Annotated in this window: 26 protein-coding genes; 16 read left to right on the plus strand and 10 right to left on the minus strand. The window is 68.8% G+C overall.

Annotated features, from left to right (window positions below):
- The first annotated feature begins 44 nt into the window (after positions 1-44).
- The 13 genes from DPQ65_RS08610 to DPQ65_RS08670 all read left to right on the plus strand — a co-directional run bounded on the left by DPQ65_RS08610 (position 45) and on the right by DPQ65_RS08670 (position 10,486).
- Positions 45-602 (plus strand): hypothetical protein, encoded by a 558-nt coding sequence (locus DPQ65_RS08610; protein WP_114906917.1) that lies wholly within the window; start codon positions 45-47, stop codon positions 600-602.
- A complete protein-coding gene (locus tag DPQ65_RS08615) occupies positions 599-988 on the plus strand; it encodes a BlaI/MecI/CopY family transcriptional regulator (RefSeq protein WP_114906918.1) in 390 nt (129 codons plus the stop codon). The genes DPQ65_RS08610 and DPQ65_RS08615 overlap by 4 nt, the downstream gene beginning before the upstream one ends.
- Positions 985-1,959 (plus strand): M56 family metallopeptidase, encoded by a 975-nt coding sequence (locus tag DPQ65_RS08620; protein ID WP_202863052.1) that lies wholly within the window; start codon positions 985-987, stop codon positions 1,957-1,959. The genes DPQ65_RS08615 and DPQ65_RS08620 overlap by 4 nt, the downstream gene beginning before the upstream one ends.
- Positions 1,960-2,815: 856 nt before the next feature.
- Positions 2,816-4,222 (plus strand): MBL fold metallo-hydrolase, encoded by a 1,407-nt coding sequence (locus tag DPQ65_RS08630; RefSeq protein ID WP_114906920.1) that lies wholly within the window; start codon positions 2,816-2,818, stop codon positions 4,220-4,222.
- A 152-nt stretch (positions 4,223-4,374) separates the two neighbouring features.
- Complete coding sequence (locus tag DPQ65_RS08635; RefSeq protein ID WP_114906921.1) at positions 4,375-4,968, plus strand: rhodanese-like domain-containing protein; 594 nt, start codon at positions 4,375-4,377, stop codon at positions 4,966-4,968.
- A 30-nt stretch (positions 4,969-4,998) separates the two neighbouring features.
- Positions 4,999-5,871: a sulfite exporter TauE/SafE family protein gene (locus DPQ65_RS08640; RefSeq protein ID WP_114906922.1), complete on the plus strand. Its 873-nt coding sequence runs from the start codon at positions 4,999-5,001 to the stop codon at positions 5,869-5,871.
- Between the two features lie 205 nt (positions 5,872-6,076).
- On the plus strand, positions 6,077-6,394 hold the full coding sequence (locus DPQ65_RS08645; protein ID WP_162802122.1) for a hypothetical protein: 318 nt from the start codon (positions 6,077-6,079) through the stop codon (positions 6,392-6,394).
- A 7-nt stretch (positions 6,395-6,401) separates the two neighbouring features.
- On the plus strand, positions 6,402-6,764 hold the full coding sequence (locus DPQ65_RS08650; RefSeq protein ID WP_162802123.1) for a hypothetical protein: 363 nt from the start codon (positions 6,402-6,404) through the stop codon (positions 6,762-6,764).
- A gap of 417 nt (positions 6,765-7,181) precedes the next feature.
- Positions 7,182-7,340: a hypothetical protein gene (locus tag DPQ65_RS16390; protein ID WP_337589679.1), complete on the plus strand. Its 159-nt coding sequence runs from the start codon at positions 7,182-7,184 to the stop codon at positions 7,338-7,340.
- Positions 7,307-8,605 (plus strand): FAD-dependent oxidoreductase, encoded by a 1,299-nt coding sequence (locus DPQ65_RS08655; protein ID WP_337589680.1) that lies wholly within the window; start codon positions 7,307-7,309, stop codon positions 8,603-8,605. Before DPQ65_RS16390 ends, DPQ65_RS08655 begins: the two co-directional genes overlap by 34 nt.
- A 54-nt stretch (positions 8,606-8,659) precedes the next feature.
- Positions 8,660-9,142: a DUF2243 domain-containing protein gene (locus tag DPQ65_RS08660; RefSeq protein ID WP_114907013.1), complete on the plus strand. Its 483-nt coding sequence runs from the start codon at positions 8,660-8,662 to the stop codon at positions 9,140-9,142.
- A 16-nt stretch (positions 9,143-9,158) separates the two neighbouring features.
- Entirely contained in the window at positions 9,159-10,031 is an 873-nt protein-coding gene (locus DPQ65_RS08665; RefSeq protein ID WP_238146748.1) for a cytochrome c oxidase assembly protein, read from the plus strand.
- A gap of 38 nt (positions 10,032-10,069) precedes the next feature.
- The gene (locus DPQ65_RS08670) at positions 10,070-10,486 is read left to right on the plus strand and encodes a DUF2892 domain-containing protein (RefSeq protein ID WP_114906925.1); all 417 of its coding nucleotides are present in this window, start codon (positions 10,070-10,072) and stop codon (positions 10,484-10,486) included.
- A 6-nt stretch (positions 10,487-10,492) separates the two neighbouring features.
- On the opposite strand, the gene DPQ65_RS15865 is transcribed toward DPQ65_RS08670, so the two are convergent.
- Genes DPQ65_RS15865 through DPQ65_RS08680 form a run of 3 tightly spaced genes read right to left on the minus strand, consistent with a single transcriptional unit; the run spans position 10,493 to position 12,486 of the window.
- On the minus strand, positions 10,493-10,669 hold the full coding sequence (locus DPQ65_RS15865; protein ID WP_202863053.1) for a hypothetical protein: 177 nt from the start codon (positions 10,667-10,669) through the stop codon (positions 10,493-10,495).
- Between the two features lie 58 nt (positions 10,670-10,727).
- Positions 10,728-12,131 (minus strand): MBL fold metallo-hydrolase, encoded by a 1,404-nt coding sequence (locus DPQ65_RS08675; protein ID WP_114906926.1) that lies wholly within the window; start codon positions 12,129-12,131, stop codon positions 10,728-10,730.
- Positions 12,132-12,165: 34 nt separating this feature from the next.
- Positions 12,166-12,486 carry a rhodanese-like domain-containing protein gene (locus tag DPQ65_RS08680; RefSeq protein WP_114907015.1) on the minus strand — a complete coding sequence of 107 codons (321 nt, stop codon included), beginning with the start codon at positions 12,484-12,486 and terminating at the stop codon, positions 12,166-12,168.
- A gap of 185 nt (positions 12,487-12,671) precedes the next feature.
- Between DPQ65_RS08680 and DPQ65_RS08685 the strand changes: the two genes are divergently transcribed.
- On the plus strand, positions 12,672-13,151 hold the full coding sequence (locus tag DPQ65_RS08685; protein ID WP_337589681.1) for a DUF302 domain-containing protein: 480 nt from the start codon (positions 12,672-12,674) through the stop codon (positions 13,149-13,151).
- Between the two features lie 26 nt (positions 13,152-13,177).
- Complete coding sequence (locus DPQ65_RS08690; protein WP_238146755.1) at positions 13,178-13,441, plus strand: metal-sensitive transcriptional regulator; 264 nt, start codon at positions 13,178-13,180, stop codon at positions 13,439-13,441.
- 313 nt (positions 13,442-13,754) lie between these two features.
- Here the strand turns inward: DPQ65_RS08690 and DPQ65_RS08700 are convergent, their stop codons facing one another.
- The 5 genes from DPQ65_RS08700 to DPQ65_RS15655 all read right to left on the minus strand — a co-directional run bounded on the left by DPQ65_RS08700 (position 13,755) and on the right by DPQ65_RS15655 (position 16,797).
- The gene (locus DPQ65_RS08700) at positions 13,755-14,225 is read right to left on the minus strand and encodes a hypothetical protein (protein WP_114906928.1); all 471 of its coding nucleotides are present in this window, start codon (positions 14,223-14,225) and stop codon (positions 13,755-13,757) included.
- On the minus strand, positions 14,222-15,199 hold the full coding sequence (locus DPQ65_RS08705) for a caspase family protein (RefSeq protein ID WP_114906929.1): 978 nt from the start codon (positions 15,197-15,199) through the stop codon (positions 14,222-14,224). Before DPQ65_RS08705 ends, DPQ65_RS08700 begins: the two co-directional genes overlap by 4 nt.
- A 2-nt stretch (positions 15,200-15,201) precedes the next feature.
- On the minus strand, positions 15,202-15,579 hold the full coding sequence (locus tag DPQ65_RS08710; RefSeq protein WP_114906930.1) for a TIR domain-containing protein: 378 nt from the start codon (positions 15,577-15,579) through the stop codon (positions 15,202-15,204).
- 447 nt (positions 15,580-16,026) lie between these two features.
- The gene (locus DPQ65_RS08715; protein WP_162802124.1) at positions 16,027-16,575 is read right to left on the minus strand and encodes a hypothetical protein; all 549 of its coding nucleotides are present in this window, start codon (positions 16,573-16,575) and stop codon (positions 16,027-16,029) included.
- Positions 16,576-16,626: 51 nt separating this feature from the next.
- On the minus strand, positions 16,627-16,797 hold the full coding sequence (locus DPQ65_RS15655; RefSeq protein ID WP_162802125.1) for a hypothetical protein: 171 nt from the start codon (positions 16,795-16,797) through the stop codon (positions 16,627-16,629).
- Positions 16,798-17,225: 428 nt separating this feature from the next.
- Here DPQ65_RS15655 and DPQ65_RS08720 point away from each other — a divergent pair, with 428 nt between their 5' ends.
- Entirely contained in the window at positions 17,226-17,639 is a 414-nt protein-coding gene (locus tag DPQ65_RS08720; protein WP_114906932.1) for a helix-turn-helix domain-containing transcriptional regulator, read from the plus strand.
- A gap of 7 nt (positions 17,640-17,646) precedes the next feature.
- Here the strand turns inward: DPQ65_RS08720 and DPQ65_RS08725 are convergent, their stop codons facing one another.
- Both DPQ65_RS08725 and DPQ65_RS08730 read right to left on the minus strand, forming a co-directional pair.
- Positions 17,647-18,144 (minus strand): hypothetical protein, encoded by a 498-nt coding sequence (locus DPQ65_RS08725; protein WP_202863054.1) that lies wholly within the window; start codon positions 18,142-18,144, stop codon positions 17,647-17,649.
- Positions 18,141-19,304 (minus strand): tyrosine-type recombinase/integrase, encoded by a 1,164-nt coding sequence (locus DPQ65_RS08730; RefSeq protein WP_114906933.1) that lies wholly within the window; start codon positions 19,302-19,304, stop codon positions 18,141-18,143. Before DPQ65_RS08730 ends, DPQ65_RS08725 begins: the two co-directional genes overlap by 4 nt.
- Between the last annotated feature and the right edge of the window lie 323 nt (positions 19,305-19,627).

A 19,627-nucleotide genomic window follows, 5' to 3' on the forward strand; every position in this document is an offset into this window, starting at 1 on the left:
ATAGTCGACTACGTTTCATAGTCGAAGTGGTGCATCATGGGGGGATGCCCGCGACATCCACCCGTCTCACACTGCGCCAGAACGTGTTGCTGGCGCGTGCTGCGCTGCGCGCGTGGAGTCTGCGGCAGGTGGTCCTCGCGGTGTCCGTGGGGCTGGTCGTTGCCCTGCTGATCGGCATTGCCACCGTCCTCATCCCCAACCCTGTCTTCGGCCGGGACATTCCGCCGGTGTGGTGGAACTACCCCGTGTGGTTGGTCACGTCGGCGCTGTCGGGGATGCTCCTGACCACTTACGTCCGCCAGCCCGGGCACGGAGCGGGCGAGGGCGAGTCGGCGGCGGGCGAACTGGGCGCTGCAGACCGGCGTAGTGGCCGGTTCGGGGTTGCCGGTGGGGTTCTGGCCTGGTTTGCCGTCGGCTGCCCGGTGTGCAACAAGCTTGCATTGATCGCTCTCGGTTACAGCGGTGCGATCACCTGGTTCGCCCCGCTGCAGCCCGTTCTGGCCCTCGCCGCGCTGGTGCTTACTGCGGCCGCTCTCTTGTGGCGTCTGCGCGGTCAGGTCGCCTGCCCGGTGCCAGTTCGCGGGATGGCGGTGGCGCGGTGAGCGGGCAGGGCACCAGCCCGGGCGATCTGCCCCGGCTGGGCGCGCTCGAGGCGCAGGTGATGGACGTGCTGTGGGACCACGGCCCCGTCACGGTTCGGCAGGTCATCAACCACCTGTCGGGAACCCCGGCATACACCACGATCGCCACCGTCCTGGGCAACCTGGACCGCAAGCACTTGGTCAGCATCATCCGGCAGGGTCGCTCGACCAGTTATGCCGCCCGGCTCAGTCGCCAGGAGCACGCCGCCCAGCTCATGAGTCATGTGCTCGACGCCAGCCGTGACCGGACCGCCTCGATCCTGCACTTCGTTGACACCATGGCCGAAAGCGATCTGGCGCTGCTGCGGGACCACCTGGATGCTCGCGGGGTGGGAGAGACTTCGTGACCCCTGGTCTGCTCGCCGGCTTCCTGGCCGTCACCCTGGTCGCGGGCGCGCTGCTCGGTCCGTGGGCGCTGCGGTCGGCAGCCCCGACCCTGGTCCACACTCCGCGGCTGGCGATCGGGCTGCTGTTCGGCAGCATCGTGGTGTGGCTGGGCACCGCGCTGGCTCTCGGGCCACTGCTCGCCTGGGCCGTCACGGGGCCTGCCGTCCTCCCAGAGCGCGCGGCGCAGGCCTGTCAGCGGTGCCTCAATGCCGCCAACCCATTCGTCGCCGGGACCGTGGACGCCGGTGTGCCCGTGGTGCTCCTGCTGGCGCTCCCTGCCTTGGTGACGGCGCTGCTCGCCCTAGGACTGGTCCGAGAGTGCCGGCGCCGTCAAGCAGAGTCGCGACGCGCCGCCGGACTGGTGCTGACGAGCACCACCCCACACCTCGTGCAGGGACACGAGGTCCGGGTCCTGCCGGACGAGCGACCCTTCGCGGTGACCTTTCCCGCGCGCCACGGCGGCATCGTCCTGTCGACCGGGGCTCTGGAGCGACTCAGCCATCTGGAGTTAGCGGCCGTCCTGGCCCATGAACAGGCTCACCTGCGTCAGCACCACCACCTGATCACCGCCCTGGTGTCCAGCCTGGCACGGCACCTGCGCTGGGTGCCGCTGGTGGCAGCGGTCGAGGGGGCGTTGCCGCACTACCTGGAGATCGCGGCCGACAACCGGGCCCGACGCTGCGCCGGCACCCCGGCGCTGGTAAGCGCCCTCGTCCGGCTGGGGGAGCGCAACGAACCAGTCCTGACGGGCCACCCGGTCGGCGCACTGCACGCCGCTGGCCCGGAACGCATCCGGCACCTGGTGCTGCCAGGCAGCGGCTCTGCCGGCGCGCTGCCCATGCTGGCTGTGATCTCTCATCTGCTCGTGCTGGCTGCGGTCGGTGCGGCTGTGCACCTCCCGTACGCACTGACTGCGCTGAACGGCTGCTAAAGCAGCCCAGCGCGTTCCCGACGGGCACCAGGCACCGACGGTGTCGTCAAGATGGTGAGCATGTGGAGCCGTGACGACACGGCGATCCCGCCGGCTGGGGTGGCAACGTCTCGACTTTCCATCATAAGCGTTGCCGTTCTGATATCTGGCGCGGTTATTTACCCTGGCCCCACGGCGGATCGGGATCGCATGAGTTGCCCTGTGTCAAGCCCCCGCGCTTCTAAACGACCACTTTGGTGGTCGCCACAAGAGGGGCCAGCAAAGCTGCGCCGTCCGGGCTTCCTGATGAGAGGTAGGCGCTGTGCTGTCCGCCGGCGATCTGGACCATTTCTGACACGTTCTGCCGCAGCACGGGCAGAACGTTCTCCTCAAGAGCGCGATGGGCTACTTCGACGTGGCCGGGCCGACGAACAGGCCTTCGTCCTCCAGTAGGCCGGCCACGGCACCCAAATACGCTCGCCGACCCTCCGGGGTCGCAATCTCACCCGTGCCGTTCAGCCGCTCTCGGTCCTGTGCCAGCCAGGTGAACGTTCCAATGGTTGCACCGCACCCGACGAACCTGCGGGGTCCGGGGGCCGGCATGCAACGTTGGATGCGTCGCCGCGAGCCATGACCGGATGGGACAGCGGGAGAGCCGTGAGTGCACCTCGCAGAATCAGGGCGGTGTTTGCCCGACCCGGCCCAGGCTGCCGAGCCGCACCGCTCCATCGCCAGCCATCGACCTCGGGCGAGGTGGAGCTGTTGCCAGTCCGGAAGGCTTGTGCGACCCGAGGGCTCGGCCGATTGGACTAGATACCCCCGGGGGTATATTGTGGGTGCGAATCAGCCACTCAGACCGAACAGGAGCGAGACACCCATGCTTCTCGAGCGCATCTACGACGAGGACCTCTCCCAGGCCAGCTACGTCATCGGCTGCCAGGACAAGGGCGAGGCGGTCGTCGTCGACGCCCGTCGCGACATCCAGGTCTACCTCGACCTGGCCGCCAAGAACGGCATGAAGATCGTGGCGGTCACCGAGACCCACATCCACGCCGACTACCTCTCGGGCACCCGCGAGCTGGCCGCGGCCACCGGCGCCCAGATCTACGTCTCCGGCGAGGGCGGCGAGGACTGGCAGTACGGCTTCGAGGGCACCCGCCTGCACCACGGCGACATCATCACCCTCGGCAACATCACCGTCAAGGCCCTGCACACCCCCGGCCACACCCCCGAGCACCTCGTGTTCCTCGTGACCGACGGCGCGTTCAGCGACCAGCCCGGCTACCTGCTCTCCGGCGACTTCGTCTTCTCCGGCGACCTCGGTCGCCCGGACCTGCTCGACGAGGCCGCCGGCGGCGTCGACACCCGGTTCTTGGGCGCCCAGCAGCTCTTCAGCTCGCTCAAGGAGTCCTTCCTGACGCTGCCGGACCACGTGCAGGTCTACCCGGCGCACGGTGCGGGCTCGGCCTGCGGCAAGGCACTGGGGGCGCTGCCCTCGACGACCGTCGGCTACGAGCGCCTGTACGCCTGGTGGGCGCCCTACCTGGCGACCGGCGACGAGCAGGGCTTCATCGACGAGCTGCTCGACGGGCAGCCCGACGCGCACGCCTACTTCGGGCGCATGAAGCGCGAGAACAAGCTCGGCCCGGCCGTGATGGGCGAGCGTGCCCCGCTGGCCGAGCTGACCGCCGAGACGGTCCGTGCCGGACTGGAGGGCGACACGCTCACGCTCGTCGACACCCGTCCGGTCGAGGAGGTCCACGCCGGCACCGTGCCCGGTTCCCTGTCGATCCCGGCGCCGGAGAAGGCGGCCACCTACGGGGGTTGGGCCTACGACCCCGAGAACGATTCGCGCGCGCTGGTCCTGCTCGCGCCCGACCATGAAACCGCCCAGCAGATCTGGGACCACCTCGTGCGCGTCGGCGTCGACGACGTGAGCGGCTACGTCACCTCCTTCGACGGGCTCCCCTTGGAGCAGCCGGCCACCGTGTCCCTCGCGGACCTCGAGGGTATGGAATACGCGCTCCTGCTTGACGTGCGCAACAAGACCGAGCACACCGAGGGCACGATCCCCGGCGCCGAGCAGCTGTCCGCCGGAAAGGTGCTCTGGCACACCGACCGGCTGCCCCGCGAGGGCCGGATCGTCACGTTCTGCCAGTCGGGGCTGCGCAACAGCGTCGCCGCCTCCGCCCTGCGCCGCGCCGGGTTCGACGTCGTCGAGCTCGAGGGCAGCTACGCCGGCTGGCTGCAGGACCAGGCTGACCGCGCCGCAGTGGCGGGCTGAGCACCCTCCTCCCCGGCGTCCCGCGACCCGGCCGGGAGCCTCTCTCGGCCGGGTCCGGCACGGCCGCTCCCACCCGAGCGACCGCATACCCCTGATACACCCGCACACCCCCGGCCCGGGCGCACCCGCCCCGGACCCACGGAAGGACCTTCGTGAGCACTCCCACCGACACCACCACCAACGTCATCGACGCCGACACCCTCAAGGCCTGGATCCAGCGCCACGACGACGTCGTGATCATGGACGTCCGCTCCGCCGCCGAGTTCGAGTCCCTGCACATCCGCGGCTCCTACAACGTCCCTCTGCAGCTGGTCGCCGAGCACACCGAGGACGTCGCGCAGCGCGTCGGCCGTCGCGTCGTGCTGGTCTGCCACTCCGGCGTGCGCGCCGAGCAGGCCCGCCAGCGCCTGCACGAGGTCGGATTGGACTCGGCCGTCGTCCTCGACGGAGGCGCCCCGGCCTTCGCCGCCGCCGGCGGTGAGGTCGTCCGCGGCGAGCAGCGCTGGGCCATGGACCGCCAGGTCCGCATGGTCGCCGGCACCCTGGTGACCACCGGACTGCTCGCCGGCGAGCTCATCTCGCCCAAGCTGCGGCTGCTCGCCGGCGCCGTCGGCGCCGGCCTGGCCTTCTCCGCCGCCACCAACACCTGCGCCATGGGCGCCGCCCTGGCCAAGATGCCCTGGAACCGCGGAGCTCAGGACCCCGACGCCAGCGTCGCCCTCGGCCGCCTGCCGCAGGCCGGCTGAGGCCCCCGGACGAGGAGGAGAACGGTAGTCATGTCCCTAACCCTGGTGATCACCCTGCTGCTGTCCGTCCTGGTTGGCGTCTCCCTCGGCCTGCTGGGCGGGGGAGGCTCGATCCTCACCGTCCCGATCCTGGCCTACGTCGCCGGGCTTGAAGCCAAGGAAGCCATCGCCGCCTCACTCTTCGTCGTCGGCGTCACCTCCGCGGTGAGCGTCGTGGCGCACGCCCGCAACGGCCGGGTCCGCTGGCGGACCGGGCTGATCTTCGGCGCGGCCGGGATGGTCGGCGCCTTCGTCGGCGGCCTGCTGGGCGGCTACATCCCCGGCACTGTGCTGATGATCGCCTTCGCGCTGATGATGCTCGCGACGGCCGTGGCGATGATCCGCGGCCGCCGCGGACAGGCGGCCAAGCCCACCACCGGTGACCTGCCGGTGCTCAAGGTCGTCCTCGAGGGCCTCGTGGTCGGCCTCGTCACCGGCATCGTGGGCGCGGGCGGCGGCTTCCTCGTGGTGCCCGCCCTGGTCCTGCTCGGTGGGCTGCCGATGTCCGTCGCCGTCGGCACCTCGCTCCTGGTGATCGCGATGAAGTCGTTCGCGGGGCTGGCCGGCTACCTCACCACAGTCCAGCTCGACTGGCCCCTGGTGCTCGGTGTGACCGCGGCCGCCGTGGCCGGCTCCTTCGTCGGCGCACGACTGGCCGGCATCGTCCCCGAGCAGGCGCTGCGCAAGGGCTTCGGCATCTTCGTCCTGGCGATGGCCGTGTTTGTCCTGGCCCGGGAACTCGCCGTTCCCCTGTGGGCCATCGGCACCCTGGGTGGGGCCGTCCTCGCCGCAGCCGGGGTGTGCTGGGCCGTCCTCCCGACCTGCCCGCTGCGCCGCAGTGCGCCGCACCGCCTGACCACCTGAACCGCCGGGCCGGCGCGTCCCCACGTACCGCGGGGTGGCGGTCCGGCTTTCCTGTGCCCGAGCGCGGCGTTTGGCCCAGACGACCCTCTCCTGGCCACCTACGCACTCGGGATGGCGCTGCCCGTGCCTCCTGGCCCTCGTCTGGGACCGCTACGACCTCGGCAGCAGGCCCTGGTTGCGCGGCCGGATGCTGAGCCTCGGGCCTGTGCAGGTGCACACCACCACCCTGGTCTCCGGTGTCCTGCTCATCCTCATCGGCCTGCTGTTCCTCCGCTTCACCGGCTCGGCCGGCATCACCGGCGTCCTGGGCGCCGGTGACACCGCAGACCTGGAGGTCATGCTGCAGGAGCGCATCACGGCGGCCCTCGCGGCCGTCCCCGGATGGGTCCTCAGCGGTCTTGCTGCGATCGCCGCCGGCGTCTGGCTGCTCCGTCGCGCACGCCTCCCTGGCGAGGGCGTCTCGTCCACGCAGGGGGCTGGCCCGGCCGCCGCCCGGACGCCTGCCGGGGCGCACCGGAGGTGAGGTGCCGATGACCGCGGTGACCCTGGTCGCGCTCGCGATCGCCACCGTCGTGGTGATGCTCGCCCGTGGTCGTCCTCGCGATGACGCTCGCGCCGGTTTCGTCTCGCCGGAGGAGGGATCGCCGCCCCCGTCCGTGGCCGTTCCCGGGACGTTTGCTGAGGACGTTTTGGCCAGTCACAGGCGTCGATCGCTGGAGGCGCTGGACCGTCAAGCTGGAGGGCAACCCCTGTGCAGGGTCGGACCCGCAGCCTCGGACGGCCTGAAGCAGGCTGAGGACGCGGTGGCTGTGCTCTCCGAGGTCGCCCGGCGTCACCGCGCGTTACCGGAGGAAGGCCTAACGGCGAGCGCGGCTCACGTGCTTCAGGCGTAGAAGGGCGAGCTTGAACAGCGTGACGGTGCACAGTGGCAGGGCTACCGCGCCGGTGGGGAGGAGGCGATCAGGCGATTCACTGCGGACGTCGCCCATCTGGCCGGTGAGCGACGTCCGTGACGTGAGCACTCCGCGCTCGAGGACCTTGAACTGAGAGTGCCGTGAAGACGGTGATTGTCGGTGGCGTTGCCGGTGGGATGTCGGCAGCGACACGGTTGCGCAGGCTCGACCCGTCCGCGGGGGTCGTGGTCCTGGAGAAGAGTGGTCACGTGTCCTACGCCAACTGTGGTCTGCCCTACTACGCCGGAGGGGTGATCGCTGAGCGTGGGTCGCTGCTGCTGCAGACTCCCGCTCATTCTGGCGCCCACCGGCTTCACACCGCAGTCCCTCGGGGTACGGTTCGGGCTGGACGTGCGGGTGCGCACCGAGGTCCTCGCCGTTGACCGCACCGCCAAGCGGGTCCGGGTGCGCGACCTCGACACCGGGACCGAGTACGACGAAACCTATGACGACCTGATCCTCAGCACTGGGCTTCGCCCGTCGTGCCGCCGGCGCCGGGCGTGCACCGGGCACTGACCCTGCGCACCGTCGAGGATGTTGACGCCCTCGTCGGCCGTCTCGACGCCGGGGCTCGGTCCGTAGTCGTGGTCGGCGGAGGCTTCGTTGGGCTGGAGACGGCGGAGGACCTGCACCGGCGCGGCCTGCAGGTCACTCTCGTCGAGCGGGCGCCGCAGGTGCTGACGCCGCTAGACGCGGAGATGGTCGCGCCCGTCCATGCCGAGCTCCGGCGACAGGGCATCGACCTCGAGCTGAGCGCGGAACCTGTCGAGGTCACCGACGACGCGGTCCTCCTGGCGGAGGGGCGCAGACTCCCGGCAGACGTGGTGGTGCTCGCAATCGGGGTGCGCCCCGACAGCGGGCTGGCCCGTGCGGCCGGGCTCGAGATCGACGAACGGGGAGGCATCGTCGTCGACGACCAGCAGCGCACCAGCGACCCGGCCAGCTACGCCGTCGGCGACGCCGCCCAGAAGCGGGACGCCGTCGACGGGTCGGCCACCCTCGTGCCGTTGGCCAACGTCGCCACCGTGCGGGGCGCCGGGCCGCGGATGCCATCGCGGGCCGCGCCGTCCGGGCGACCGCGTCGCTGGGCGCTGCCGTCGTCAAAGTCTTCGACCTCACCTTCGCGTGACCGGCTGGAACGAACGCAGGGCGCGTGCCGCAGGACTGGAGGTGGAGGTGATCCACACCCACCCTCCTCCCACGCCGGTTACTACCCCGGGGCCGAGTCGATGGCGCTGAAGCTCGTCGTCGAGGCCAACGGCGCCATCCTCGGCGCCCTAGGCGTGGGTGGCGAGGGCGTCGACAAGCGAATCGATGTCCTCGCCACGACGATCCGCGGCGGCCTGAGCGCACCCCAGCTCGCCGATCTCGAGCTGGCCTACGCGCCGTCGTTCGGCTCGGCCAAGGACCCGGTCAACATGCTCGGCTACATCGCCGAGAACCGGGTCGGTGGAGTGGAGCAGACGGTCCAGTGGCATGAGGTCGCCGACCGGCAAGCGCAAGGCGCCACCATCATCGACGTGCGCACCCCCGCCGAGCACACCGCCGGTCACATCCCCGGTGCGGTCAACATCGAGCTCGACTCCCTGCGGCAGCGGCTCTCTGACCTTCCCAACGGCTCGTTGGTAGTGCACTGCGCGGTCGGGCAGCGTGCCCATACCGCGGTGATCCAGCTCCGGGCGCACGGCTACGACGTGGCCAACCTCGACGGCGGCTACCGCACCTGGCTTGCGGGCAGCCAGCTCGAGGAGGGGCGCCGGCGAGCGCGTGAGGCTGCCTGAGACTACGATCTTCCGGTCACCGTCGACGGGAGGTATGTCGTGTCCGATCCGCACGTGCGCGCAGGCGCTCAGACCGAGAGGGACCCGGCGGATGCGCATGACCGGCGGACGGTGGTCTCAGGAGTGTTGTTCGGGTGCGGCATCGCCGCCTCGATTATCGACCTGTTCATCTTCCACCTCGCGCTGCAGTGGCACCATTTCTACGACCTGTCCACCACGCGGGTCGCGCTGACCGCCGACGGCTTCTTCCATGCGATCGGCTGGTTCGTCACGGTCTGGGGCCTGTTCCTGCTGGCCGACGTCCGCCGCCGCACCGACGTCGACTGGAGGCGGTGGGCCGCGGCCGTAGTCGCCGGCATCGGTCTCTTCCAGCTGCTGGACGGGGTGCTGGACCACAAGGTGCTGCGGATCCACCAGATCCGATATGGGGTCGACCTGCTGCCCTACGACGTGACGTGGATCGGGTCGGCGGTGCTGCTCCTCCTCGTAGGGCTGATGATGCTGCGGCGCACCCGCCCGCGCGTGACCCGTCGCTGACGGCGGGTCGTCCAGGGTGGGCCACGACCACGACCACGACCACGACCACGGCACCGGTCACCGCCTCGCCGAGGCCGGCACCGGTGCCGACGCCCTCGCGTGGGTCCTGTTCGACGTGCTGGCGGCCGTGGCTCTTGGCGCAGCAGCGGTGGCCTACGCCGCGGGCATGTGGCGTGCCTCTCACCGCAGCCCGTGGTCGGCCCGACGTGCCGTAGCGTGGTACCTGGGTCTGGTCCTCGCGGCCGCGGGGCTGCTTGGGCCGCTCGCCGCGGAGGCTCGCTCTGGCTTCACCGCGCACATGGCCGTCCATCTGCTGGTTGGCATGGTCGCACCGCTGCTGCTGGTCCTGGGCGCCCCCGTGGCCCTGACGCTGAGAGCACTACCTGTTGGGCGTGCGCGTTCCCTGACGCGGGTGCTTCGCGGTCAGGTCGTGCGCGCCGTCACCCACCCTGTCCTGGCGGCAACCCTGAACGCCGGGGGTATGTGGTTGCTGTACACCACCGATCTCTACCGACTCATGCACACGTCGGCGCTCCTGCATGGGGTGGTGCACGCGCACATCTTCCTGGCCGGTTACGTGCTCACCGCGTCGTTGGTCGGGAGAGATCCCGATCCGCACCGCTCGCCGGTCGCGGTGCGCGCCGGCGTCCTCATCGTGTTCATCGCCGCGCACTCCGTCCTGGCCAAGTGGCTCTACGCGCACCCCCCGGCTGGTGTGGACCTAGCCGACGGCCGGGTCGGCGCGCAGCTCATGTACTACGGAGGCGACGTGGTGGACGTCATCATCATCGTGCTGCTGCTCGCGGGCTGGTACACCTCGACCGATCCTCGCCGGCGGCGCGCGTCATACCCGCCGTCCGGACAGGTGAGCAAGGCGGCCAGCGGCTAACGTCGTGTCGTCGACCTCGCGATCAGAAGGAGAGACCCATGGTGAATGGTGACCGGGTGCGCAAGCACACCGACGACGAGGTGCAGGCCGAGATCGACGCCGAGGCCCAGCGCCGGGTGGCATCCCTGCGCGGTGCCTCACGAGAGGTCCTGACCAGGCGACTGGAGGAGCTGCGGCGTGAGTGGGACGTCGAGCGGGCACTGGAGGTCAACGCGTCGACCCTCATCCTCGCATCGTCGGTCGTGGCCGGGGTGAGGACCCGCAGCTGGGGGTTCGCGGCGCCGGCCGTGGTGGCGGGCTTCCTGCTGCAGCACGGGCTGCAGGGGTGGTGCCCGCCGCTGCCGGTCCTGCGCCGGCTGGGCTTCCGGACCCAGCGCGAGATCGACGCGGAGCGCACCGCGGTCCGGCTGCTGCGCGGTGATCTCAAAGCGCCCACGGACGTCCCGCCGGCCTGACGTCTCTCAGCCGCGGCTGAAGAGACGGCTGAGGAAGGACCCTCCGGTCGAGGCTTCCTGGGGGCCCACGTGGCCGGGGCAACGTTGCGCGGTCGGGACGGAAGCCATGACCTGGTCGACGTGCTGGCCGCAGCCGGCCCAGGTGGTCTTTCCGCAGGTCTTGCAGGTGGCGGGACGGCGCATGTGAATCTCCTCGGTATGTGGTCGTGCGGGTGCTGAGTGGACGGTCGGGGAAGTGTGCTCAGGTGGCCGGGACGATCGGCAACCCGGAGGAGGCGGCGCTGTCGTCGAAGCTGTCGTCGATCGCGACCACGTGGGTGCCGTTGGCGGCGAGGACCGAGGCGGCGATCGAGGCGCGGTAGCCGCTGGCGCAGTGCACCCAGACCTCGCCGGCCGGGACCTCCTCTAGGCGCTGCAGCAGCTCGTGCAGGGGGATGTTGAGGGTGCCATCGATGTGCGCCTCGGCATACTCCGACGCCCGTCGCACGTCCAGGACGTGCAGCGGCCGGTGGTGGCGCACCTGGGCCAGATCATCGAACTGTGCGGTGTCGAAGCTGCCCAGCGCATCGTCGGTCCACTGGTGCGGTTCGCCGGTGGCCGCTCCCTGGAGCTGGTCGACACCGATGCGGATCAGTTCTCGCTGGGCCTCTGCGACCTGCTCGGGGGAGTCGCCCAGCAAGGTGAGGGGGGTGTCCCAGGGGATGAGCCAGCCGAGGTAGGTCGCGAACTGGCCGTCGAGGCCGAAGTTGAGGCTGCCGGTGACGTGTCCGGCCGCGAACGCGGTGCGGGTCCGCAGGTCCACGACCCACACACCGTCGCGGATCCGGGCGGCGATGGTGTCCTTGTCCGCGGCCCGGGGAGGCGTCAGGTCGGGAGCGTCCGGCCCGGCGGCGTTGGCCGGGCTCATGTGCACGTAGTAGGCGGGGTAGGAGTCCAGCCCGGCGAGGATGTCGTCGACCCACTGCTGCTCGTCCTGCGTCAGGGCCGGGTTCTGCCGCTTCTCGGCGCCTATTGTGGACGCGGTGGCATCACCGCTGGTGGACCCGGCGGAGCAGAACGAGCCGAAGCCGTGCGTGGGCAGGACTTGGGTGTGGTCGGGCAGCTCATCGGCCAGCCGATGAGCCGAGGCGAACTGGTGGCGCACCAACTCGTGGGTGTAGTCCTCACCGAGCAGATCCGGTCGGCCGGTGGCGCCGAAGAGCAGGGACCCGCCGGTGAAGACCCCAACCGCCTCGAACTCCGCACCCGGTGCCGCTGCCGACTCCAGGGCGTAGGACAGGTGAGTGAAGGTGTGGCCCGGGGTGGCGATCGCACGCAGCCGCATCGTGGGCGATACCTCGACGGCGTCGCCGTCGCGGATCGGTTCATGGTCGAAGGACACCTCGTCCTCGGCGTTGACGTAGTAGCGGGCACCCACCGCCTGTGCGAGGGCGAGGCCGCCGGTCACGTAGTCGTTGTGGATGTGGGTCTCGAACACGTCGGTGACGCGGACGTCGGCGCGCTCGGCCAGGTCCAGGACCCGATCGATGTCGCGCTGGGGGTCGATGACGATCGCGACCTCACCGTCGTGGACGAGATAGGACCGGTCGCCCAGGGTGGGCGTCTCGATCACCTCGATGACGGGCGCTGCGCTGTTGGTGCTCATCTGTGTTCCTTTCCGGGTCCTGCGGATAGTCGGTTCAGTCCGTCGCCAGCGTTCCAGCCACGACAGGTCGGCCGGCGGCGATCCATGCAGAGGTTCCTCCCGCCACGGACCGGGCGTCGAACCCTGCCCGGGCCAGGTAGTCGGCCATCGCGCCGGAGCGACCCCCGCTGGCGCAGATGACGTACACCGGGCTGGAGCGGTCGAGCTCGCTGGTGCGGGAAGGCAACCGACCCATGGAGATGGACACGGCACCGGGGACATGTCCGCCGACGTACTCCGCCGGCTCGCGCACGTCGATGACGTTGACACCGGTGGAGTGCGCGGTGATGAACTGGTCGAGGGTTACCTCGGACATGGTCGACAGGCTCCTACGCGTCGGGATGCGGCCCCGGATCATGGGACCGACGTAGTCAACGATCATACCCCCAGGGGTATTCCCGCCACGGTGGTCCGGCTTTTGACATGCGTCCGGTCGATCCGTACTCCGAGGAATGACTCTGTCCCATCGTCGGTTGATACCCCGGGAGGTATGCTGTTCGTGTGGCAGGGCGTGAGCTCGACGTTCACGCCGACGCGTCCTACCTTCTCGACTCACCCGCTACGCCGCATCCGGAGGAGCACGTCATGAGCTACGCATTGAGCACCACCATCGGCCGCCCGTTCGCCGACGTCCTGGACGCCACCAGAACCGCACTGACGGACCAGGGCTTCGGGATCCTGACCGAGATCGACCTCGCCGCGACGCTGAAGAGCAAGATCGGCGCCAAGATCCCCGACCAGGTGATCCTTGGGGCCTGCCGGCCGGTGCTTGCGCACGCAGCGATCCAGGCCGAACCTTCGATCGGCCTGCTGCTGCCCTGCAACGTCGTCGTGCGCTCCGTCGGCGACACCACCACCGTCGTGGAGGCCATGGACCCCGACGTCATGGTCACCATGACTCGCAACGACGATCTCGCCGAGGTCGCCGCCGACGCCCGCGAACGCCTGAACATCGCGCTCGGCTCCCTCTCCGCCACCTGAGCCCAAGAGAAAGGACCACCCACGTGATCACCCTCAACAGCGCCGACATGGCACCGGTCATCAACCGCCTCCGCCGCGCCCAGGGCCAGATCGGAGGCGTCATCCGCCTCATCGAGGAGGGACGCGACTGCAAGGACGTCGTCACCCAGCTGGCGGCCGTCAACCGCGCCCTGGACCGGGCCGGGTTTGCCATTGTCTCCTCCGGCCTGAAGGAATGCCTCACCTCGCCCGAGGGCATCCAGCCCGAGGACCAGGCAGCCATGGAGAAGCTCTTCCTTACGCTCGCCTGAGGCCCGGGGTGGGTGCAGGAGTCGACGAGCCGAATAAGGCCGCGATGAAGACTGACGGGACGCGCTCCCGCCACCCGGTGCGCCTGGGGCTGGGCGCAAATGCAGCACAGTTCGCGATCCTGGTGGCGGTCAACGCTCTGGTCGGGGGATGGTCGGTCAGCAGCAGACAGTGCTGCCCCTGCTCGCAGAGGAAGAGTTCGACCTCACCGGCTACACCTTCATCTTCACCTACGTGGCTGCCTTCGGACTGACCAAGGCGGCCGCGAACTACGCGGCCGGCACCCCGGCGCCGTGGGGTTGGGTAGGCCGTGCATTAGCGCTTCAGGCCTGCTGGCCACACCACCTCGACCCGCCTGCCAGCTCGATGCGCGTAGGCGACAACATCGGCTGTCCCACCCTTTCCGCGCGCCGGCAAGCCGTCCCAGACCGCGATAAGCACGTCAGACAGGTCGACCACGCGGCGTCCTGCAGCCAAGTAGGCATCCTCGCTCGGCTGCGGGTAGTTTAGTTGCTCCACCTTCGTCGCTGCAGCGAGGAATTTCTGGTAGCCGCTTCGGTCCTGCTCAGTCTCCATGGAGGAGGCATAGTTGAAGCTCGGCAGAACCACGTGTAGTTCGCCACCGTAGTCGAGTACCGCCTGAGCAAATCGCTGATCTGCCCCAGCGGCTAGGCTGGAGATGCCGACGAAGGGTGGGCTTCTAAGGAGTTCGCCGAGGCGCACGGAGAGAAGTGACCAAGCCTCATCCGGCGCCTTTTGATGCCCAGAAATACCGTAAGCGATCAAAAACGACTCCCCTCGGCCAGGTGACGATAATGCCGACCCAGCGGAGTCAGCCGACATCCCTGATTTTGCATCGCGGCGAAATACATGTGCTCGGCACCTACGGGCTCGATCAGCTTCGACGACGCGCACCGCTGCAACTGTCCAAAGACCGCTTCGTTCTCTGGATGTGGAGGTAGGCCACTTTGGCTCTTATCGGGCTCGTAGCTGGGGTCAAGCGGGAAAATGTCGTCCGGTTCCGGGAACCATTCCGGGAGCCGCCGTAAGGCCGCCAATGGCACGGACGGATCGCACCGCCGGATGTCCTGAAGGCGGTCCACGTTGGCTTTAAACATAGGACGCTGGTCCCACGCGCCAAAGGCCTCCGAGAGATACGCATAAAGGCTCGCGACAGTGACGTGACCCAACACATCGGCTGCGCCTCCGTCCAGGGCCCCCTCTAAGTAGGCGGAGAACTGACCACGACCGTCAAGTGTCTCGGCTGAGGTTTGGTCTGCCCGACTCGCCGTAAGAAGAGAAACGCCTTTACGCAGTACAGCGGCGGAGCTCATTGCGGCAGGGACGCTGCCTGCGCCACCACTGAAGCAGCAGTCCAGTATGACCGCCACTTCGTGATCACAGCCGTTGATGAGATCCAAGACCTCACCGAAGCGAACACCAGGCGTTCCCTTCGTCGCATCAGATGTGACCAGGGTTACGTCCCCCTTGTCTCCGATGGGGGATCCATGACCGGCGAAGTACAAGAGCGACATGTCTACGCCCGGGCCGAACAGCGTGTTGAGCGCCTCTACAAAATCGCCTCGGCACACGAAGCCGCCATCAGCGGGTGCTGTAAGAGTTTTCACGTCAAAGTTCGGCGAGTCGTCCTCGTTGCGCGCAAGGAGAGGTGAGAGGGCATTGGCATCGTTTACGCACCCACCAAGATTCCCGGCGGTGGGGTAGTTGTCAATACCGACGACAAGGGCCCGGCGCAGCACTATTAGAGCCCGTCGATGAAGTCGCCAACGTTGGCCCAGGTCCAGTTTTTGCAAGGGGCTGACCCCATCTCCGTGGGCTTCGTCCTGTAGTCCTCCTCGATCCAGATCCCTAGCAGTGGCTTACCTTCCTCGCCCGCGCACTTGATCTCCCACAACTGGCCAGCGGCCTGCGGTGTGCTGCTGCTTATCAACGCGATCACGCCATCGGATCGACGAATGCGCGTTCGAACACGCTCCTTCCACTCCTTGTCGTAAGGGTTCTTGACGCTCATGTCGGTCCAGTCGTAGGGCGTCGATCCCAATTTCCGCTGCCCGACGAAGAGATCACGGATCCTCTCGTCCTCCTTTGCGAAGGCGATGAAGACGATCTTGTCAGCCATGGTGTGTCCCCTCCTGTACGTGGATGATGACCCTTGTATAGCATCCGCCGCCGACAGACCCTTCGATCTGTTGATAACTGATCTCTCGAGCCCACCTACTGAACGTCCTCGGCCCGACGGCTCCTGGTTGGCCGAGGGTGGCCGTCCGGGTGCGGTCGTTCCCTCCTAGCACGGGTTCGCGCGGGGCCAATCGGAGTTGGTCCGGCGATAGTTCGCTCAGGCCGGACAGGCCCGTTCGGCCCAATGCTTGCCTCGACCGTGATCGGCAGGCACCGTGTGGGGGCGTCCGCAAGGCCCCCTCCCCACGCCCTGTATTCGGCAGTACAGCGACGTCACGACCCTCGCGCGCGTGAGTGAACTTCCAAGTCTCGGTAGGCCCAAGTCCCGGTAGCCCATTCTGGGCGAAGTGAAGCACTCTCTCGCGTGTGACTCGCACGTCGAGCCCGGTCACAGAGTCGACCGACGGAACGCTGCGAGGTTGGTGACGGCCTTGGCTGCACGGCGACGGACCGTCCGCGCCGACGCTTCGAAGTCCTCGGCGACCAGCTCGGCCACAGACGGGGTCATCAGGCCACCCCGGCCCCGTCGTGCGGGTACGTTGAGCCGCGCGGCCTCCCGGGCCACGTCCAAGAGCAGGGTTCGGTCCTCGCGGGTCAGAGCGCCCGTCGCGGCAGCGTCCTCGAGAAGCTCAGTCAGCTCGCGCTCGGGGTCCGGCCCGGCATCGAGGTCGGGCACCTCCGGCACCGACCCAATCGGGACCGCCGTTGCCCAGACGCGGTCACGACGCAATGCTGCGTCACCGACACCTAGGTCGGCCATCACTTCGCGCCGGGTCCGGGCCAGCAGCGTGGCTGCGACGCTCCGGTGCGGGTCGCCACTGTAGGACCGAACCGTCAGCCACAGCTGTCCCGCGACGAGAGCGTCGATGTCGGGGGAGAGGTCGGCGAGCTGCCGAGCCAGGTTCACCGCTCCCGGGACCAGGAGCCAGGTGATCACGGAGACTGCCTTCGCATCGTCTGCGGCCGTCCGCGCGAGAGCCGCCAGCACCTAATCCCGTGCTTCCGGTGAGGCCTGACTCAGCCAGGGCGGCAGGTCGAGCAGATCCGCGACGACCGAGAGGGCTGGTTCGATCCGGCCCCAGTCCTCCCAGTGATCCCGCGCCCACCGCAGCGGGGGTCGTTCGTGGGTGTCCACCCCAAGACAGGTCGCTACGCTCATCGTCGTCTCCTTCCACACCGGGTCGATGTGGCCCAGACGATGACGTGAGGACGCTCCCGGATCCGTCCCCCCCGACCGCCCCCAACGGCGTCCCCGCAACCCGGCTGACCAGCCTCCGTCGTTCCAGTGGCCGACGTTTACGCAGGTCACAGCCCGCCCCCAGCGCTCCCGGGAGCGTCCCCCCTGGGTTGTGGGCGAACATTCCCACCCAACCGCCCAGGTCGCGTATCGCCGCAGGTCAGAGCCACGCCCCCAAGAAAGTCGGGCACGCCCCTGGAAAAGTTGGTGACGCAGAGGTGGTGCAGGGCGACGTCGAGGCCCCACGACGGCTGCTCAGGGCCAGAGGTCGGCGGCAATAGGCCCTCTTCGAACAGCCCCGTACGTAGCATTTATGTTACGCTCGCTGGGTGATCAGGAAGGTGAAGGGTATGAGCAAGCACACCGCGTTCTGGGAGGACCTGAGCCGCGACCTCCAGGACCCAGAGTTCCTCCGCGAGTACGTCGTCGAGTCGATGCGGATCTCCACCATCGACTCGGTCGTCAACGCAATTGACGATGCGCGCGAGGCTGCGGGGCTGTCCAAGGCCGAGCTGGCGCGGGCCATCCAGAAGGAACCAGCGACCATCCGTCGCCTGCTGTCCTCCGAGAGCTCCAATCCGACCCTGGGCACGCTGGCCGAGGTGGCGGCAGCCCTCGGGTTGCGCATCACCGTCGAGCCCATTCCCGAGGCCGAGCGCGGTCAGATCACTCAGCCCTTGCTCGAAGGTCGGGCAGCTGACCCTATGAAGCTTGCCGAGCACCTGGAACAGTTGCGTCGGCCCAGGACGAGGCTGCCGGCCTGACGGCCCGTCAGATCACGGACCGCGGGTTTCGCTTGCGGTATTCCACGCCCAGCCTGCGGACCGCGGTGTAGTCGGCATCCGACAACGTCGTCCGGAACGGCTTGTCTCGCCCGTCGACGACGACCAGGAGCGGTTTGTCCTCGCCCTTGGCCTCGTAGTCGAGGAGGCAGAAGAGCCGGTAGTGGTGACGTCTCGGCCCGTCCATCCGCACCTCGAACCAGCCGCTCATGTCACCCTTCATCGCCTCCCAGTAACCGCCGCCGGCGAACCGCTTCGGTGGAGCGGCTGCGACGGCCACCAGGGCGGCGCGCATCTTGGCGCGCACGCCGGCCGGGTAGGAGTTGAGCGCATCGCGGCCGGGAGCACGCCGGTCCGGGTCGTCGTCCTTGTGACGCTGGAAGAAGACGATCGCATGCGCATCGTCCGACGACGGGGCAGTGCGCACCGCAGGTGCCTTCGACTCCGGCGTGGACGCCTTGCGGCGACCACGCCGGTCAGAACTCATCCGAGAGCCGTCCTGTCGTGCAGCTCCGACAGCCGACGCGCGATCTCGGCGTCGCGGTCGGCGGCGGCGTGCTGGTAGCGCATCGCCGCGCCGGGGGTGGAGTGGCCGAGCCGGCCCATGAGCTCGGCAAGGGTTGCGCCGGTCTGGGCCGCGAGGACGGCGCCGGTATGGCGCAGGTCGTGCCAGCGCAGGTCCGGCCGGCCGGCGGCCTTCCTCGCTGGGTAGTAGACCTTGTAGAGCGTCGACGGCGCCATGTGCCGGTCGCTGTCGGCCGCGGCGGAGAAGAGCAGCGCGTCCTTGCCGGACGCGGTGTGCTGGGACAGGTGCGCCTTGACCGTGGCGAGCAGATGTGGCGGGATCGCGACGTCGCGCACGCCCGCATCGCTCTTGGGTGGACCGATGATGAACTCACCGCCGACCCGCACGACGGCACGACGGATCTTGACCCGCCCGGTCCGCAGGTCCATGTCACCGCGGCGTAGCTCGGCCAGCTCGCCGAAGCGCAGCGCACACCAGGCGGCGAGCAGCGCCATCAGCCGGTAGCGGTCGGGCAGCTCCGTGACGATCGTCTCGAGCTCCGACAGCGTCGCCGACTCTACGTGGTGGGCACGCCTGGCGTTTCCGGCGCCACGGATGTGAGCCGGGTTGTACGGGATGAGGGGAGTGGGCCGCACGGAGGCGGCCCCGGCCAGGATCGTGCGCAGCAGGCTGTACGCCTGTGCCCTGACGGTGTCCCGGCCCGGAGCCACCTGGTCGTACCAGGCGTTGACGTCCTCGTGTGTGATCCGGTCGATGCGCTCCTCGCCGAAGGTCGGGTAGATGAACCGGTCCAGCAGCATCCGATATTGCTGACCGGTCGTGGGGCGTAGCTCGCGGCCACGCGTCCGGCGGGTCTCCAGCCAGAGTTCGGCGTACGCGCGGAACGTCGGGAACTCCCGTCGCCGTGCCCCGTGGGCAGCGGCCTGTGGCGCCCACACCTCCATCCCGATCTCGGCTCGGCGCGCGGACAGCCAGGCGATGGCGTCGTCCTTGGCGTCGAACGTCATCGGCGCCCGGTAGAGACGACCGTCGGGGCCGGTGTAGGCAGCCCGGTAGCGCCCGGACTTGAGCCGTTCTACACGCCCGAACCCACGTCGGGAGCGATGGTCGGTGCGAGTCAACTTGTGTCCTCCCAGTATCGCCTTTCGAGGAATATACGAGGAACAACGGCGTCAAAACCTGTCCAGACCCGTCCACTTGTGTCCCGCGCTGATATGCCCTCTGACCTGCGAGTTTATCACCAAAGTGGACGGCAGAGAGGGGTCTGTGGTAGCCCCCTCTCTCAAAAGTTCAAACCCAGTATCGCCCACGCACAGAAACCCCCTCTGACCAGCAAAATGGTCGAGGGGGTTTCGCGTGGGGGGACTACGGGGGAATGGCACAGCGCCCGCTCGGGCTGGCCGCGTGATCAGAAGGTCGAGCTTGGAGGGTTCGAGTCCCTTCA

Origin of the sequence: Ornithinimicrobium murale (assembly GCF_003352835.1) — a bacterium.
GTDB classification, from domain to species: Bacteria; Actinomycetota; Actinomycetes; order Actinomycetales; family Dermatophilaceae; genus Ornithinicoccus; species Ornithinicoccus muralis.

Excerpts from the sequence above, each read along its gene's own strand:
- DPQ65_RS08710 (WP_114906930.1), bottom strand. The coding sequence starts at position 15,579 with ATGGCTGACAAGATCGTCTTCATCGCCTTCGCAAAGGAGGACGAGAGG.
- DPQ65_RS08640 (WP_114906922.1), top strand. The coding sequence starts at position 4,999 with ATGTCCCTAACCCTGGTGATCACCCTGCTGCTGTCCGTCCTGGTTGGC.
- DPQ65_RS08670 (WP_114906925.1), top strand. The coding sequence starts at position 10,070 with ATGGTGAATGGTGACCGGGTGCGCAAGCACACCGACGACGAGGTGCAG.
- DPQ65_RS15865 (WP_202863053.1), bottom strand. The coding sequence starts at position 10,669 with ATGCGCCGTCCCGCCACCTGCAAGACCTGCGGAAAGACCACCTGGGCC.
- DPQ65_RS08675 (WP_114906926.1), bottom strand. The coding sequence starts at position 12,131 with ATGAGCACCAACAGCGCAGCGCCCGTCATCGAGGTGATCGAGACGCCC.
- DPQ65_RS08725 (WP_202863054.1), bottom strand. The coding sequence starts at position 18,144 with ATGAGTTCTGACCGGCGTGGTCGCCGCAAGGCGTCCACGCCGGAGTCG.
- DPQ65_RS08630 (WP_114906920.1), top strand. The coding sequence starts at position 2,816 with ATGCTTCTCGAGCGCATCTACGACGAGGACCTCTCCCAGGCCAGCTAC.
- DPQ65_RS08650 (WP_162802123.1), top strand. The coding sequence starts at position 6,402 with ATGACCGCGGTGACCCTGGTCGCGCTCGCGATCGCCACCGTCGTGGTG.
- DPQ65_RS08610 (WP_114906917.1), top strand. The coding sequence starts at position 45 with ATGCCCGCGACATCCACCCGTCTCACACTGCGCCAGAACGTGTTGCTG.
- DPQ65_RS08680 (WP_114907015.1), bottom strand. The coding sequence starts at position 12,486 with ATGTCCGAGGTAACCCTCGACCAGTTCATCACCGCGCACTCCACCGGT.
- DPQ65_RS08720 (WP_114906932.1), top strand. The coding sequence starts at position 17,226 with ATGAGCAAGCACACCGCGTTCTGGGAGGACCTGAGCCGCGACCTCCAG.
- DPQ65_RS15655 (WP_162802125.1), bottom strand. The coding sequence starts at position 16,797 with ATGAGCGTAGCGACCTGTCTTGGGGTGGACACCCACGAACGACCCCCG.